The organism is Streptomyces hebeiensis, assembly GCF_052983195.1.
In genome coordinates this window covers 6,092,308-6,107,872 of the sequence record NZ_CM129812.1, presented here as the reverse complement: position 1 = coordinate 6,107,872, position 15,565 = coordinate 6,092,308, and the positions used below count along the sequence as shown (strand labels likewise).

The following is a 15,565-nucleotide window of genomic DNA, read 5'->3' as shown; positions in this document are numbered from 1 at the left end:
GGGCGGCCCGCGCGTACCCGGCCGCCCACCGGACGCGACATCGTGACAACAGTAAGTAAACACCCGATCGAGTTCCCGCCAAATACAGCCCGGTCGAGCGGCACCGCGCGGCACCGAGTGCGAGCATCGCACCACCCTTGTCCGGCACGACGGCACGACGGTTCCGAGGAGAGAGTGACGATGGCCGAGGAAGCGATCCGGCGCACACCCGGAACGCCCTGCTGGGTGAGTCTGATGGTGCGCGACCTGGCGGCGACCGAGGAGTTCTACGGGGCGTTGTTCGGCTGGGAGTTCGAGCCGGGCCCGCAGCAGCTCGGACCGTACGTGCGTGGACTCCTCGACGGCAGAGAGGTCGCCGGGATCGGCAGGCTGCCGGGCGGCAGGCGGTTGCCGACCGCCTGGCTGACCTATCTGGCCACGGACGACGCGGACAAGACCGCGGAGACGATCCGAAGCTGTGGCGGCACGGTCGCCGTCGGCCCGCTGGAAGCCGCCGAGGCGGGCCGGATGGCCATCGCGGCGGACCCGGCGGGCGCGGTCCTCGGCATCTGGCAGGCCGCCGCGCACCCGGGAACGGCGGTGTCCGGCCCTCCCGGCACGCCTGTCTGGAACGAACTGTTCACGCGGGAGACGTCCTCGGTCGCCCGCTTCTACGAATCACTCTTCGGCTACGAGGTCGAGCCGGCCGGGCCCGCGGGTACGGACGAACTGACGCTGCGTCTGGAGGACCGCCCGGTCGCGTCCCTGCACGGCCTGGGCCGCGCCCTGCCCCGCGACCGGGGCGCCCACTGGATGACGTCCTTCGAGGTCGCCGACACGGACGCGGCGGCCCGGCTGGTCACGGACCTGGGCGGTCGGCTCCTCGAAGCCCCGCGCGACGCCGGGCGCGGCCGGACGGCGACGGTCACCGACCCGGAGGGCGCGGTCTTCACGATCGTATGCTCGGGTGCGCGCTGAACCCGACCGGATCCCTTTCCGTTGCGCCCCTCCGGGCGGTGGGCTCGCGCGTTTCACCCGCCTCCACCCCCAGAGGGAGCCATGGAACCTCACAGTTACCGCATGGTCATCTCGACCAAGCAGGAATACGTCAACGCCTCCGCCATCACCGAACGCCAGCTCCACGACTGGCTGGAGGGCAAGCGGTACGACACCTCCGCGCTGGACGAGGGCCGCAACGAGATCGCTCCCGGCGTCACACTGGACCACGACGCGGCCTCCGGGAGAAGGGGCGCGTACAGCCGGTGGCGGCTGCGCGAGACCCGCTCCGGGAAAGACGGGACCTGGCAGTCCACCCTGGTGGTCCGGGCGGATCCACGCGAGGACGACCGCCGCACCTGGCTCCAGGTCGACATCGAACACCGGCCCGCGTCGGCCGACCTCCGCCCCAAGCGGGCCAATACCCCGAAGATCGCCAAGCTGCTGCTGGAGTCCTTGGAAGCCCAGGACGGTCTGGCCGCCGTCGTGGCCTCGCCCGACTTCATCGAGCCCGAGGACGTCGACGAAGTCATCGAGGAACTGTGTGACGAGGCCCGGCGGCTGCCAATCGTCGTCGCGTCCGTCCCACGTGGGGCGGACGCCACGAAGTGGGCCGAGTCCGTCGTCGAGCCGGCGTTCTCGTACCTGCCCGGCCTGGCCATTCTGTACGTCCTCACCCCTGAGGCCCAGCCGCTGTTCAACAAGGCGCTGGAGTACCACCCGGTCTTCGGCGGCGGCATCCGCACCTACCTTCCCGGAATCGACCTGGCGTGGAAGCCGGACGCGCAGCGCCACCCGGTGATGGCCCGCTCCACGATAGAAGCCGCCCCGCGCCGCGCGGCCTCCGTACTGGCCTCCATGCCCCAGCGGCTGGCCCTGCGGCAGCCGTTACCCGCGCCGCTGGACACCCTTCCCGTCCAGCGCACCCGGCCCCGCCCCGCCGCCCGGGGCTCGGAGGTCGAGAAACTCACCGTCGAGAACCAGACGCTGTACGACATGCTCGCCCAGGCCGAACAGACCGAGACGGCCCACGCGGACGAGATCAGCGCGCTGCGGTCCGAACTCAAGCAGACGGGAGACCGCGAGTACGGGCTCATCGGCGAGAACGAGGAACTGGAGGCCGAACTCCGGCGGTTGCGCCGAAGGGTCAAAGCCCTGGAGGCCGGCCTGGAGAAGGTCGGCGAGTACGAACTCGCGCACACGCCCACCGAGGAACCCGTCAATGCCCCGTCCTCCTTCGACGAGATACTGGGCAGGTTGCAGGAGTTGCCGCAACTGACCTTCACAGGGGATGCGAAGATCACTCGAGCCCTTGACGAACAGTCGGTCAGCAACTGGGTGGAGATGGCCTGGGACGCGCTGCTGGCGCTCCAGGACTTCGCGGCGGCATCGGCGGCCGGAACCACGTGCGGTGATTTCCGTGCCTGGTGTTCCAAGCCACCGAACGACGCCCACCCGTTCTCGGCGGGCAAGGTGAAGATGAAGGAGTCCGACACGGTGGGCAACCGGGGGCGGTGGCGCAAGCAGCGGACGTTCGCCGTGCCCACCTCGGTCGATCCCTCCGGCGAGATCTACATGGAAGCGCATCTGCGCATCGGAGGCGGAAACACCGTCGCGCCCCGGCTGCACTTCTACGACGACGGCCCTGGGACGGGACGCGTGTACGTGGGCTACATCGGCCCGCACCTGACGAACACCCGGACGTAATACCCGGCGGTCGGTTCTCGTCGTACGGCGAGGACCGACCGCCGCCGCTCAGGCGAGTTCGCCGCGCCTGACGGCGGAGACGAACGACGACCAGCCGTCGGCGCCGAAGACGAGCACGGGGCCCGGGACGTTCTTGGAGTCACGGACCGGGACGGCGGGGTGTCCGTCGGCGACTTCGAGGCAGTCGCCGTTGCCGCCACCGCTATAGCTTGACTTCCGCCAGTCCAAAGAGGATGGACCTTCAACGGCAAGGTGCTCACCGGTGCGCATGCTCGTGTTCCTCCGCTATGGCCCTGACGAGGGCCATTGACTCCTTGTGCGACAACGCATCGCTCATAGCGAGATCGTAGGCTGCTCGGCATTCATCGACCAGTGCCGGGTCATCCATCAAGTTGCCCGTGCACACGCCTTCGACATACGAGATCGGCGCGGCATCCTCGAAGCTCATCAGGGTGAGCATGCTCTCCATGAGTGCATGCTCACCAGCCCCGAATGGCAGGACGTGCAGTCTCACCCGCCCGGCCTCCGCCATGCTTACGATCTTGAGTAGTTGCTCAGCCATACAGCGTGGGCCACCCACACGTCGCCGCAGTACCGCTTCGTCCAACAGGGTCCAAATTACCGGCCGCGATGGCGCCTCAAGGATTTGAGCACGCTCCAGACGGTTGACCACTCGCCGGTCAAGATCGTCCGCCCGGTAGTTCGCGCGATAGGCACGGAAGACAGCGCGCGCGTACCCATCGGTCTGGAGCAGCCCAGGGACGAGTGACAGCCCGAACTGCCGGATTTCCCGGGCCTGCCGTTCCAGTTCGGCCGCGACAGCGAAGTGGTCGGCGTATTTGGCCTCCAGATCTTTCAGCCAGCGAGCGAAGAAGCCGTCAGTCCCCAACGCGAGGTCGATCCGTTTGGCGTCGTCCGGGCTCGGCAACCGCCGCCCCGCCTCGAAGTGGCTGATCAACGTCGGGGAACACACCACCCCGTCGCTCAACGCCTCTTGTGTCATCTCCGCCGCCAGGCGCCGAATCCTCAGTTCCTCCCCGTACTTCTCCCTGTGTGTTCGTGGCTTCCGTTGCTCGGCCATCGGTACCAACTCCCCTTCCTGACACCTGCTCCGTCATGCACCAACCACTGGCAAGCCTAGCGACGCAAGCAACATGCTGTGAGCGATTCATCACAGAGAGCGAAGCAAGGAGCGTCACACGTGTTGGAACTCGGACTCCGTCGCATCCGGCGGCTGTTCCGCCGCTCGGCCACCGCCCGGCATCGCGCCGGAGCTGTCGCCCTCGCACCTCGGCCGCCCGTGCCCGTACCCACCCCCATGCCACCGCTGCGGCGCCCGGTGGTCGTCGCGTATTCCGTCGCGCTCGTCGCCACCGGGGACATCCCGTTGCACGGCGAGTACGTACTCCCCGCGACGCCCTGCTCGCGGGCCGAGTTCGAGCGCTGGCAACGCGCCGAACTGCGGTCGCGGCGCATGGAGCTGGCGCTCGCGCTGCGCCGCGAAGGGCGGTCCTGATGGTGCCCGGCCTCGGGTGGGACGACCCCGTCGAGGTGTCCCGTACAGCTCGGACGCCCTGTTCGGCCGACACCGATCACGCCGTCGTCGTACGGCGCTGGCCGCGCCACCCCCGTAGCGTCGGGCAGGCGCGGCGTGAGCTGCGCAAGGCTCTGGCGGACTGGGGGCTCGCCGCGCTGGAGGATCCCGCCGCACTGGTGCTCTCGGAACTCCTCACCAACGCCGTGCGGCACGCCCGTGTCTCCCCCGGACACGTGATCGAGACGCGGTTCGCCCAACTGCCGGACGGCCTGCGGATCGAGGTGCACGACGCGTCGCCGACGCCGCCCGAGCCGCGCGCTCCGGGCGCGGACGCGTGTGACGGGCGCGGGCTCGTCCTCGTCGCCGCGCTTGCGGAGGCGTGGGGAGTACGCGCCCGGAGCGGCCCCGGCAAGGCGGTGTGGGCGACGCTCTCGCTGCCAACGCCCGCCGAGGCGGACGACACCGGCGAGGCAGATCGTCACGACGAGTGAGAGCCACCGGCTCGGGTCGAACGGTCTCTGGAGTTGGAGCAGGCGAAGGAGGAACTCACCCAGAAGGCGGACGTGGTGCGACTGCCTGGCAGCCGCACCAACTCCCCGTCCTTGCAGCGCTGATCAGCCCGCCGACCCCTGGCGCTTTTATCGGTAGGTGCAGCGGCTCTACCAGTTGGTCAAGTCGGTGAGGAGGCCGCAGTGGGGGTCGTCGGGGGCCGGCCGCCGGTACTGCTCTTCGTCGATGAGCGTGGGCAGGACAGTTGCCACTAATGCGATGTTCTTCCTCACAGCGCGATCGTGACATAGCGCAGGCCAGATTGCACCAGGTCCTGGGCTGCACCACCACGGTCTGCGCGGCCGCGAACCGCTGCTGGTACCGGGCACGCCACGGGGACGGGCGAGAGCTCATCGGGGTCCTCTCCGGCGCGCTTCGGTGCCGGCATGAATTCCGCGCTCCTCGGCAGAGTGGCCGCCGACGCCCGGCGGCCGGCAGGTTCGACACAGCGCCGGGCGGCTTCGCCTCCTGAACGGGGTCAGGCGGGGCCGATGGGCAGAACGTCCGGGGATAGCGTGGCCGCGCGGGCGGTGGCGGCGGTCATCCGGCGGCGGTGGTGGCGCCGGCAGAGCACCTCGTAGCCGACCTCGCCGCCGGTCTGGTGGACGTCCCCGACAACGACCTGGGCGCCCTCGACCACCATGACGCCGCCGACCGTGCGGGCGTTGTGGGTGGCCCGGGCGCCGCACCAGCACAGCGCCTCGACCTGGAGGACCTCGACCCGGTCGGCCAGTTCCACCAGCCGCTGCGAGCCGGGGAAGAGCTTGGAGCGGAAGTCGGTGGTGATGCCGAAGGTGAAGACGTCCAGCTCCAGGTCGTCCACGACCCGGGCGAGCTGGTCGATCTGCTCGGGCGCGAGGAACTGTGCCTCGTCGACGATGACGTAGTCGCACCGGCCGCCCTGGGAGAGCCGGTCGACCAGGTAGGCGTAGAAGTCGAAGCCGTCCGCGGCCTCGACGGCGTCGGTGACGAGGCCCAGGCGGGAGGAGAGCTTGCCCTCCCCCGCGCGGTCGTCCCGGGTGAAGATCATGCCCTGGAGTCCGCGTGCCGACCGGTTGTGTTCGATCTGGAGAGCGAGGGTGCTCTTCCCGCAGTCCATGGTTCCGGAGAAGAACACCAGCTCGGGCATGACAGGGTGACGGCCTTTCGAAAGGTGGGGTCGGGGCCACTCGTGCGGTGGTTGTGCTGCCGGAGCCCCGGGCGAACGCGTCCGCGCGCCGTCGCGCGGACGGCTACGAGCGTACTTCCAGGAGCGGGACGAGTTGTTCGACGGGGGTCATGGAGCCGTGCATGCCCACCATCGCGGACTCGTTCGGCTCCCGGACCGAGGCGGTGATCACGATGTCGTCGTGGGCCGCCGCGATGACATCGCCGAGCCGTCCGTACACCCGCTCGTCGAGCATGCCCGGCGGGCCGAACCAGCCCGCGGCGACGGCCTCGTCCCGGCTCGCCACCCAGAACTGTTCGCCCAGCACCTCGCGCCAGACTGCGAGCACATCGCTCTCGGCGCCCGGTACGGCGTACACATGGCGGGCCCGGCCCTCGCCGCCCAGCAGGGCGACGCCGGCCTTCAACTCCCAGTCCTCGTCGAAGTCGACGCGCGACCGCTCGTCGAAGGGGATGTCGATCATCCCGTGGTCGGCGGTGACGTAGAGCGCGGCCCGGGGCGGAAGTTGCGCGGCGAGCCGCTGGACGAGCCGGTCCACGTACATCAGCTGGCCCCGCCAGGCGTCGGAGTCGACGCCGAAGCGATGGCCGTTGCCGTCGACCTCGCTGTAGTACGTGTAGACCAGCGACCGGTCACCCGCGGCGAGTTGCCCGGCGGCGAGGTCCATGCGCTCCTCGCCGGTGAGCCTGCCGTGGAAGGTGCCGCCGCTGAGCGCGATCCGGGTGAGCGGGGTGTCGGCGAACGCCGGGGAGCTCACCTGCGCGGTGTGCACCCCGGCGGCCTCGGCGAGCTGGAAGACGGTGGGATACGGCTGCCAGGCGTGCGGGTCCGTCCAGGGCTTCCAGCGGAGCTGGTTCATCAGCTCGCCGGTCGCGGGGTCCCGGACGGTGTAGCCGGGCAGTCCGTGCGAGGAGGGCGGCAGCCCCGTGCCCACGGACGCCAGGGAGGTCGCGGTGGTGGCGGGGAACCCGGCGGTCAGCGGCCGGCCGGTGTTGCCGCGAGAGGTGCCGAGCAGCGACGTCAGGTACGGCGCCTCATCCGGGTGGGCTTTGATCTGCTCCCAGCCGAGACCATCGATCAGAAACACGCAGTTCCGGTCGGCGGGGGTCAGTTCGGTGATGTTCGCGGTCAGATCCGGTACGCCTTGGCCGGCCGCGAGGGTGGGCAGCAGGTCGGCGAGGGAGCCGCTGCCGTACTCCGGGAGCGGCGCGGTGTGGAGGGCGAGCGGGACGGGGTCCTGCTCGTACGCCGGGGACGGGTGCCCGGGCCGGTGGGTGTCCCGCACCTGGTTCCATGCCTGATCGCGTGCCTGGTCGTGTGGATGGCTCCGTCCCCGGTCCCGCGCCTGCCCCTGGTCCTGTCGGACGGCCTCGGCGGACATCAGCGGCCGGTCGCCGCGGCGGCCGCGGTGGCCTCGGACAGGGACTGGGCGAAGGCGAGTGCCTGCCGGACGGTGTCGGGGCCGTCCCCGGCCTCGCTGACGCGCAGGCTCAGGTCGTCGGCCGTGGTGTTGCCGGTATAGCCGTGGTCCGCCTCGCAGTTGGGGTCACCGCAGGCGGCGGGCTCCAGGTCGATACGGGAGACGGCGCCCCAGCCGATGGTGAGGACGACCTCGCGCGGCAGGGTGCCCGGCTTGTACGACTCCGGGTTCGCGACGACCCGGCTGACCACGACCGAGGAGATCCGGTCGAGCTTGACCGATTCGGTGGAGGTGGTGGCGTACGGGGTCGGGGAGCTGGAGTCGGCGGCCTGCTCGTCGGTGTGGCTGACGATGAAGCGGTGGGCGGTCAGCACGAGGACGGTGACATGCCGCCGCACCTCGTTGGCGTCGAACGTCGTCTCCTGGTGGACCAGGTACGACGAGATCCGCTCGCCGCCGACGGCGGCCTCCACCGCCTCGGCCACGAGAGCCGGGTAGTAGCCGCTGCGCTCGATCGCCGTGCGCAGCCCCTGGGTCGTCGTACCGGTCTTCGCCATGGGCTCCATCCTACGGGGGCCGGATGACTGTGGAAGACGTCCGGGGCGGGGCTGTGGAGGTCGTGGCCAGGTCTCCGGCCGCCGACGGCACCGGGCGGGCGGTGCCCCGGGGAGGCGGTGCCCCGGGGAGGCGAGGGCCACGACGCTCGGGGGCCACGACGCTCGGGGGCCACGACGCTCGGGGGCCACGACGCTCGGGGGCCACCACGCTCGGGGCCACGGTGCTCGGCCTCGCGGGTGCGAGGCCAGGCCCCGTTCCTTCGGTCGGTCGTCCTCGGCGGCCTCGGGCGGCGTCCGGCGGGCCTCTCGGCCGGGACTCGGGTCTCAGTAGCTCGGGAGGTGGCGCGGGCCGAGGTCGTCGCGGGCGGGCGGCGGCGCGAGCCGGACGCTCGCGTCGAGGACGGAGAGGCCGCGGGGGGCGACGACGACGGGCTCCAGCGAGACGGAGACGATCTCGGGGTGGTCGTCCACCAGCCGGGACACGCGCAGGAGCAGTTCCTCCAGGGCGGGGGTGTCGACCGGGGCGGAGCCCCGCCAGCCGAACAGGAGCGGTGCCGTCCTGATGGACCTGATCAACTCGGCGGCGTCGCGGTCGGTGGCGGGCACGAGCCGGTGGGCGACGTCCCCGAGCAGTTCGGAGGGGGCGCCCGCGAGGCCGAAGGAGAGGACCGAGCCCGCGGCCGCGTCGACGACGGCCCGTACGACCGTGTCCACGCCGCGCGGGACCATGGACTGGACGACGGGCCGCAGTTCGGCGGGGCTGCCCAGGGCGTCGGTCAGCTCGCGGTAGGCCAGGCGCAGTTGCGCCTCGTCGGCGAGGTCGAGCCGGACGCCGCCGAGGTCGGCGCGGTGGCGCAGGTGCGGAGCGGTGGTCTTGAGCGCGACGGGATAGCCGAGCCGGGCCGCCGCCGCGGCGGCCTCGTCGGGCCCGGGCGCGGCCAGGGCCTGCCGCACGGGGATGCCGTACATGCCGAGCAGCGCACGCGCGTCGTCCGCCGGGACGGGGACGCTCCTGGGGCCGTCGGCGGACGCCTGGCCGGACGGATCGCGAGGGCCCAGCAGCCGCTCTATCAGCGCGGTGGCCGCGGCCTGGTCGATGTCGTCGTACTCGGGCACCTTGCCGGGCTCGGCGGCCTGCCGCCGCCACCGCGCGTACCGGACGGCCTCGGCGAGCGCCCGTACGGCGCGCTCGGCGGCGGGGTAGGCGGGGATGCGGCCGGAGCCGCCGCGGTCGATCGCCTCGGGACCGGCCGTACCGCCGGGCGTCCGGCCGACGGCGCCGGACACGCCGGTGCCAGACCCGCCGGACCCGCCGGACCCGCCGGACCCGCCGGACCCGCCGGAGTCGGACGCGCCGGGTCCCGGCTCCGCTCCCGCCGCCGGACGCCCGGCCCGCGCTCGTACGCCGTCGTACGCCTCGTCCACGCGCGGCCCCTCCCCCGGGCCGTCCGTGTCCGGCCGGTCCTCGGGCAGGGCGTGCGGCGGGTTGTTCGAGGCCGTCGCGAGCGCCTCCGTCAGACCGCCGAGTTCCACGTGCACCACCATCACCGGCTTCGCCGGCGCCGTGGCCGCCGCCTCGCGCAGGGCCGCGCCCAGGGCGCCGGCGTCGGGCGGGCCGGTCATGGCCGTCCCCGCCACGGCCGGTATCGCCGTCACCACCGCCGCGTCGGAGTCCGGGTCCGCCAGGGCCTTCGTGAGGGCCGTACCGAAGTCGGCCGGGGTCGCGGCGGTCGTCAGGTCGCGCGGCGGCAGCGGGCTCAGGCCCTCCGTACGGCAGGCGTCGTACGTGAGCAGGCCCAGCGACTCCGAGTTGCCGAGGATCGCCACGCGCGGTCCCGCCGGGAGCGGCTGGGAGGAGAGCAACAGGCCCGCGTCGACCAGTTCGGTGACCGTGTCCACCCGGATCACCCCCGCCTGGCGCATGAGCGCCGACACCGTCGCGTCCGGGATCCGGCCCACCGGGACCGCGTGCCCCTGGGGCGTGCTGCCGCTGTGCCGCGCGCCCTTGACGACCACGACCGGCTTCACCGCCGCCGTGCGCCGGGCGAGCCGGGTGAACTTGCGCGGATTGCCGATCGTTTCGAGGTAGAGGAGGGCCACATCGGTGTCAGGGTCCTCGAAGACGTACTGGAGGAAGTCGTTCCCCGACACGTCCGCCCTGTTGCCCGCCGAGACGAAGGACGACAGGCCGGCGCCGCGCCGGTGCAGCGCGGACAGCAGGGCGATGCCGATCGCGCCGGACTGGGTGAACATGCCGGTGCGCCCGCGCACGGGCAGTTCGGGGGCGAGGGACGCGTTGAGCCGGACCGCGTCGGCCGTGTTGATGATCCCCAGGGCGTTGGGGCCGATGACGCGCATCCCGTACGAGCGGGCCCGCCGCACCAGTTCGCGCTGGCGCTCCCGCCCCCGCGGCCCGCTCTCCGCGTAGCCCGCCGAGAGGACCACCAGCCCCTGCACGCCGTGCCGGCCGCAGTCCTCGACCGCTTCGGGCACCCGCTCCGCGGGGACGGCCAGCACCGCGAGGTCCACGGGCCCGTCCACCCCGCCCGGCCCTGTCAGGGAACGGACCGCCGGGACGCCGTCGATCCGGTCCTGGTCCGGGGCGAAGGCGTCGTTCACCGCGTACGTACGACCCGTGAAGCCCGCGGCGAGCAGATTGCGCAGCACCGTACGGCCGACGCCCCCGGGCGCACGACCCGCGCCGACGACCGCGACCGATCCGGGGGCGAGCAGGCGCTGCACCGAGCGGGCCTCGGCGCGCTGCTCGCGGGCGTACTGGACGGCGACGGACTCGGCGGTCGGTTCCAGGTCGAGCGTGAGCCGGACGGCGCCGTCCTCGAAGCTGCGCCGCTGGGTGTACCCGGCGTCCCGGAAGACTTTGATCATCTTGCTGTTGGCCGGCAGCACCTCGGCGGCGAAGCGCCGGATACCGCGCTCGCGGGCGACCGCCGCGATGTGCTCCAGGAGTGCTGAGGCGACCCCGCGCCCCTGGTGCGCGTCCTGGACGAGGAAGGCGACCTCCGCCTCCTCGGCGGGCGCGGAGGCGGGCAGTCCGCGGGCGTCGACGCGGTCGTACCGCACGGTCGCGATGAACCGGCCGCTCACCGTCACGGCGAGTCCGACCCGGTCCACGTAGTCGTGGTGGGTGAAGCGGTGCACGTCCTTGGCGGACAGGCGAGGGTAGGGGGCGAAGAAGCGGTAGTACTTCGACTCGTCGGAGACCTGTTCATAGAAGCTGACCAGCCGCTGGGCGTCGTCCGCGGTGATGGGCCTGATCCGGGCCGTGCCGCCGTCCCTGAGCACCACGTCCGCCTCCCAGTGGGAGGGGTACGCGAAGTCCGGCGGCTTCTCCATGGCCACAGCGTACGGCGCGGGTCCGACACCGGCCGGTCCGCCGCCCGAACCCCGGTCGATCCGGAGCCGGGCCGTCCGGAGCCGGGCCGGACCGTCCCGGGCGGGGCCGGGCGGGGCCGCGTCCGGCCGTCGGACGTGGGCCGGGAGGGGTGGCGGAGGACCCCGTGTCAGCACATGAGAGGCTGGGGGCAGGCAGCATTATTCAGACTTTTTGCGACTTGAAGGGCAACACACCATGGCTGAGCGCCGCGTCAATGTCGGCTGGGCCGAGGGCCTGCACGCTCGTCCCGCCTCCATCTTCGTCCGCGCCGCCACGGCCGCCGGCATCCCCGTGACCATCGCCAAGGCCGGGGGCAACCCGGTCAACGCCGCGTCGATGCTCGCGGTGCTCGGCCTGGGCGCGCAGGGCGGCGAGGAGATCGTGCTCGCGTCCGACGCGGAGGACGCCGACGTCGCCCTCGACCGACTGGCGAAGCTGGTCGCCGAGGGCCTCGACGAACTGCCCGAGACGGTCTGACCTCAAGACGGTCCGACCCCGAGACGGTCCGCCCCTGAGACGGCCCGAGGCCGCGGGGCCCGTTTTCCCGGGAATCGCATGACAGGGCCGGGGTGCGCTGAATTCAGCGCACCCCGGCCCTCTTTTCGTGAATGGGCAGCAAAAAACAGGCCCCGCCTATTTACAGTCTTTGTATACGGCGGGCATGTTAAGCGCGGACGCTCGCGGTGTTTACGCCGTGTTGCGAAACCCTCACCCTTTCCGGGCCCGCCTCCGGCCTGCGCAGCCGGTGCGCGGCCGTGCTCCGCTCCGCGTGCAGGGCGGTGAGCGTGCGCGCCCGCTCCGCGTCCCCGCGCGCCACCGCGTCCACGATCGCGCCGTGCTCGGCCCACGCCTCCACAGGATGGGCGGGCTGTTCGACCGTGTACATCCAGGCGATCTTGTGCCGGAGCTGGGTGAGCAGCGCGATCAGACCGGGGCTCACGGACGCCTGCGTGAGCGTCTCGTGGAACCAGGCGCCGAGTGAGCGCAGGTCCTGGCCCTGTCCCCGGCGGGCCCGCTCCTGCCCCAGTCTGACCAGGCCGCGCAGTACCTTCAGATGCGCGTCGGTGCGGCGCTGGGCGGCCCGGGCGGCGCCCAGGGGCTCCAGCAGCAGCCGCACCTCCAGCAGATCGGCGGCCTCCTGCTCCGTCGGCTCGGCCACGCACGCGCCCGCGTGGCGGCGGGTGGTCACGAACCCCTCCGACTCCAGGGTGCGCAGCGCCTCGCGCACCGGGACGCGGGAGACGCCGTAGCGCCGGGCCAGCTGCTCCTCGGTGAGCCTGCTGCCCCGCTCGAACAGTCCGGAGACGATGTCGTCGCGGATCGCCGTGCATACCGAGTGCGCGGGAATGCGCATGTCCGAACCTCCGACTTAATCGGCGTGAAACTCTTCCGATTGACGCCTGTTCCGTGACTCTATTGCAGCAGCAACGAATTTCCGATGGCCACCCGGAATCCATGGATATCTTTTGGCCAGAAACAGCGGAAGAACCCGGCCCGGGAGCGGAGCGGACCGGAGCGGACCTGACAGCGCAGGACCGGACGCGTCAGGCCCCGGCGCGCTGCCGGGGCCTGACGGGGGCTGGGGAAACGAAGGTGCGCGGGGTTCGGAGTACGCACCCGCGCACGCGGGGCGGCGCACCGCACACGGAAGCGCGGGGGCGCGGGCGCCCCGGCGCGTCAGAGGTTCACGCCGTGCGCGCGCAGGTAGCCGACCGGGTCCATGTCCGACCCGTAGTCCGGGCTGGTACGGGCCTCGAAGTGCAGGTGCGGCCCGGTGACGTTGCCGGTCGCGCCGGACAGACCGATCTGCTGGCCCGGGGTGACGCTCTGCCCGACGGAGACGCCGATGGAGGAGAGGTGGCCGTACTGCGTGTACGTGCCGTCGTGCATCCGGATCACGATGTTGTTGCCGTAGGAACCGCCCCAGCCGGCCTCGACCACGGTGCCGGTGCCGACGGAGACGACCGGGGTGCCGGAGGCGGCACGGAAGTCGACACCGGAGTGGCTGCCGGAGGACCAGAGGGAGCCGCCGGACTGGTAGCCGGTCGTGACGTACGAGCCGGCGACGGGCAGCTGGAAGGTGTTCAGCCGCTTGCGCTCCGCCTCCCGGGCGGCGCGGATCTCCTCGGCGCGCGCCTCCTTGGCGCGGGCCTCCGCCCTGCGTTCGGCCTCGGCCTTCGCCACGGCCCTCGCCTTGTCCTGGGCGGCGGCCCGGGCCTGCGCGTCGGCCTGGTCGTCGACCGTACCGGCCAGGTCGTCCCCGAGGGCGACGGCCCCGGTCAGACCGGTGTGCGAGGCGGCCTGGGCGTCGGCGGCACCACCGGCGAACGCCGGGGAGGCCGCGAGGGTGCCGATGACGCCGGTCGCGGTGAGCGTCGCGGCGCCCGCGGCTCTCGCGCTCGTACGGCTCATCTGGCTGCGGGCACGATGCTTCCCGGTGGCGCGGGTGAAAGCCATGGGGTGGCCGGTCCTTTCCTTCCTTCTCGCCTACCGGGTTAGCTGACGGGTTCGGAGCAGGAAGGTCTCCTACGGGCCCCTCCACGCGCCGCGCGAAGGCGTCCGATTCACCCCAGGGACACGGTGGGTCCCCGGCTCCCCGGCGAACCGGGAACTCGGCGATGGCTGTCCGTGCCACGGGATGCGGCGGGACGGGCGAACAGCCGGACCGACGCTAAGCGCGTCATCTTTCGATAACCAAACGGACGCGTGTTTTTGTAGCGCAGCCCACACCCCAGACAGGCAACCTCTCCCTCAAACAAGCCAATTGACCAACAAAACGGAAATAAGACCGGAACCCCGGCAGCGCCCGCCGCCGGGGTTCCCTCTGTGGTACGGAGATCCACGGATCAGCTCGTGAAGATCCGCGAATCAGCTCGCGACGACGGTCACTTCACCGATGCCGAGCGCCTTGACCGGCTCCTCGATCTGCGCGGCGTCCCCCACGAGCACGGTGACGAGCCGGTCCACCGGGAAGGCGTTGACGGCCGCGGCGGTCGCCTCGACCGTGCCGGTCTCGGCCAGGCGCGCGTACAACTGCGCCTGGAAGTCGTCCGGGAGGTGCTGTTCGACCTGGTCGGCGAGCGTGGCCGCGACCGACGCCGCCATCTCGTACTTCAGCGGGGCCACTCCCACCAGGTTCTGCACGGCCACGTCGCGCTCGGCGTCGGTGAGCCCGTCGGCCGCCAGGGTGCGCAGCACCGTCCAGAGGTCGGCGAGCGCCGGGCCGGTGGACTCGGTGTCCACGGAGCCGCTGATCGCGAGCATCGCGGCGCCCGTCGCCCCGCCCGGCGACGAGGGCGCTGCGGAGCGCAGCACCTGGCCGAAGGCCCGGACACCGTAGGTGTAGCCCTTCTCCTCGCGCAGCACGCGGTCGAGCCGGGAGGTGAGCGTGCCGCCGAGGCAGTACGTACCGAGCACCTGGGCCGGCCAGACCCGGTCGTGCCGGTCCGGGCCGATCCGGCCGATCAGCAGCTGGGTCTGGACGGCGCCCGGCCGGTCCACGATCACGACCCGGCCGGTGTCGTCGGCCGTCACCGGCGGTACGGGGCGGGGCGCGGCGGTGTTGCCCGTCCAGGCGCCGAGGCTGTCGGTCAGCAGCGCGTCCAGGTCCACGCCGGAGAGGTCGCCGACGATCACCGCCGTGGCCGTGGCGGGGCGCACGTGCGCTTCGTAGAAGGCGCGCACCCCGGCGGCGTCGATGCGCTCGACCGTCTCCTCGGTGCCCTGGCGCGGCCGGGACAGGCGCGAGGAGGCGGGGAAGAGCTCCTTGGAGAGCTGCTTGGCCGCGCGGCGCCCGGGGTTGGCGGTCTCGTGCGGGATCTCGTCCAGCCGGTTGCGGACCAGCCGCTCGACCTCGCTGTCCGCGAAGGCGGGGGCCCGCAGCGCCTCGGCGAGCAGGCCGAGCGCCTTGGCCAGCCGGGAGACGGGGACCTCCAGGGAGAGCCGGACGCCCGGGTGGTCCGCGTGCGCGTCGAGCGTGGCGCCGCAGCGCTCCAGCTCGGCGGCGAACTCCTCGGCGGTGTGCTTGTCGGTGCCCTCCGAGAAGGCGCGGGCCATGATCGTGGCGACGCCGTCGAGGCCCTCCGGCTCGGCGTCCAGCGGCGCGTCGAGGTTGATCTCGACGGCCACCACCTGCTGGCCGGGGCGGTCGCAGCGCAGCACCGTCAGCCCGTTGGGGAGGGTGCCGCGCTCGGGGGCCGGGAAGGCCCAGGGCTTGGCGGTGCCGGCGGTCGGCTGCGGGTGGAGGTCCATGGTCACG

General features: G+C 72.2%; 14 protein-coding genes and 1 riboswitch. Of the genes, 5 read left to right on the top strand and 9 right to left on the bottom strand.

The annotated features are described in order from the left end of the window. The first annotated feature begins 180 nt into the window (after positions 1-180). Together ACU6P3_RS26180 and ACU6P3_RS26175 are read left to right on the top strand one after the other, a co-directional pair. Positions 181-957, top strand: coding sequence for a VOC family protein (locus ACU6P3_RS26180; protein ID WP_447194368.1), 777 nt, complete (start codon positions 181-183; stop codon positions 955-957). 102 nt (positions 958-1,059) lie between these two features. Further along, positions 1,060-2,682, top strand: coding sequence for a hypothetical protein (locus ACU6P3_RS26175; RefSeq protein WP_447194367.1), 1,623 nt, complete (start codon positions 1,060-1,062; stop codon positions 2,680-2,682). A 48-nt stretch (positions 2,683-2,730) separates the two neighbouring features. Here the strand turns inward: ACU6P3_RS26175 and ACU6P3_RS26170 are convergent, their stop codons facing one another. Further along, complete coding sequence (locus ACU6P3_RS26170; protein ID WP_447194366.1) at positions 2,731-2,952, bottom strand: DUF397 domain-containing protein; 222 nt, start codon at positions 2,950-2,952, stop codon at positions 2,731-2,733. After that, positions 2,939-3,763, bottom strand: coding sequence for a helix-turn-helix domain-containing protein (locus ACU6P3_RS26165; RefSeq protein WP_447194365.1), 825 nt, complete (start codon positions 3,761-3,763; stop codon positions 2,939-2,941). Before ACU6P3_RS26165 ends, ACU6P3_RS26170 begins: the two co-directional genes overlap by 14 nt. Positions 3,764-3,883: 120 nt before the next feature. Here ACU6P3_RS26165 and ACU6P3_RS26160 point away from each other — a divergent pair, with 120 nt between their 5' ends. Further along, positions 3,884-4,198 carry a hypothetical protein gene (locus ACU6P3_RS26160; RefSeq protein ID WP_447194364.1) on the top strand — a complete coding sequence of 105 codons (315 nt, stop codon included), beginning with the start codon at positions 3,884-3,886 and terminating at the stop codon, positions 4,196-4,198. Beyond that, a complete protein-coding gene (locus tag ACU6P3_RS26155) occupies positions 4,198-4,710 on the top strand; it encodes an ATP-binding protein (RefSeq protein ID WP_447194363.1) in 513 nt (170 codons plus the stop codon). The genes ACU6P3_RS26160 and ACU6P3_RS26155 overlap by 1 nt, the downstream gene beginning before the upstream one ends. 536 nt (positions 4,711-5,246) lie before the next feature. Here ACU6P3_RS26155 and ACU6P3_RS26150 read toward each other — a convergent pair. The 4 genes from ACU6P3_RS26150 to ACU6P3_RS26135 all read right to left on the bottom strand — a co-directional run bounded on the left by ACU6P3_RS26150 (position 5,247) and on the right by ACU6P3_RS26135 (position 11,267). Further along, positions 5,247-5,897 (bottom strand): thymidine kinase, encoded by a 651-nt coding sequence (locus ACU6P3_RS26150; RefSeq protein ID WP_344270983.1) that lies wholly within the window; start codon positions 5,895-5,897, stop codon positions 5,247-5,249. 103 nt (positions 5,898-6,000) lie between these two features. Continuing rightward, the gene (locus tag ACU6P3_RS26145) at positions 6,001-7,317 is read right to left on the bottom strand and encodes an alkaline phosphatase family protein (RefSeq protein ID WP_447194362.1); all 1,317 of its coding nucleotides are present in this window, start codon (positions 7,315-7,317) and stop codon (positions 6,001-6,003) included. Next, positions 7,317-7,913, bottom strand: coding sequence for a DUF5998 family protein (locus tag ACU6P3_RS26140; protein WP_344270977.1), 597 nt, complete (start codon positions 7,911-7,913; stop codon positions 7,317-7,319). Before ACU6P3_RS26140 ends, ACU6P3_RS26145 begins: the two co-directional genes overlap by 1 nt. A 324-nt stretch (positions 7,914-8,237) precedes the next feature. Further along, positions 8,238-11,267, bottom strand: a complete 3,030-nt coding sequence (locus ACU6P3_RS26135) for a bifunctional acetate--CoA ligase family protein/GNAT family N-acetyltransferase (RefSeq protein WP_447194361.1) — start codon at positions 11,265-11,267, stop codon at positions 8,238-8,240. Between the two features lie 235 nt (positions 11,268-11,502). On the opposite strand from ACU6P3_RS26135, the gene ACU6P3_RS26130 reads away from it, so the two are divergent. Then, a complete protein-coding gene (locus ACU6P3_RS26130; protein ID WP_447194360.1) occupies positions 11,503-11,784 on the top strand; it encodes an HPr family phosphocarrier protein in 282 nt (93 codons plus the stop codon). Positions 11,785-11,971: 187 nt separating this feature from the next. On the opposite strand, the gene ACU6P3_RS26125 is transcribed toward ACU6P3_RS26130, so the two are convergent. From ACU6P3_RS26125 to ACU6P3_RS26115, 3 genes are all read right to left on the bottom strand, one after another. Then, positions 11,972-12,661 carry a GntR family transcriptional regulator gene (locus ACU6P3_RS26125; RefSeq protein ID WP_447194359.1) on the bottom strand — a complete coding sequence of 230 codons (690 nt, stop codon included), beginning with the start codon at positions 12,659-12,661 and terminating at the stop codon, positions 11,972-11,974. A gap of 323 nt (positions 12,662-12,984) precedes the next feature. Continuing rightward, on the bottom strand, positions 12,985-13,764 hold the full coding sequence (locus tag ACU6P3_RS26120) for a M23 family metallopeptidase (RefSeq protein ID WP_447194358.1): 780 nt from the start codon (positions 13,762-13,764) through the stop codon (positions 12,985-12,987). A 13-nt stretch (positions 13,765-13,777) separates the two neighbouring features. Further along, positions 13,778-13,935, bottom strand: a riboswitch (cyclic di-AMP (ydaO/yuaA leader). Positions 13,936-14,175: 240 nt separating this feature from the next. Continuing rightward, the gene (locus ACU6P3_RS26115; RefSeq protein WP_344271127.1) at positions 14,176-15,558 is read right to left on the bottom strand and encodes a M16 family metallopeptidase; all 1,383 of its coding nucleotides are present in this window, start codon (positions 15,556-15,558) and stop codon (positions 14,176-14,178) included. Between the last annotated feature and the right edge of the window lie 7 nt (positions 15,559-15,565).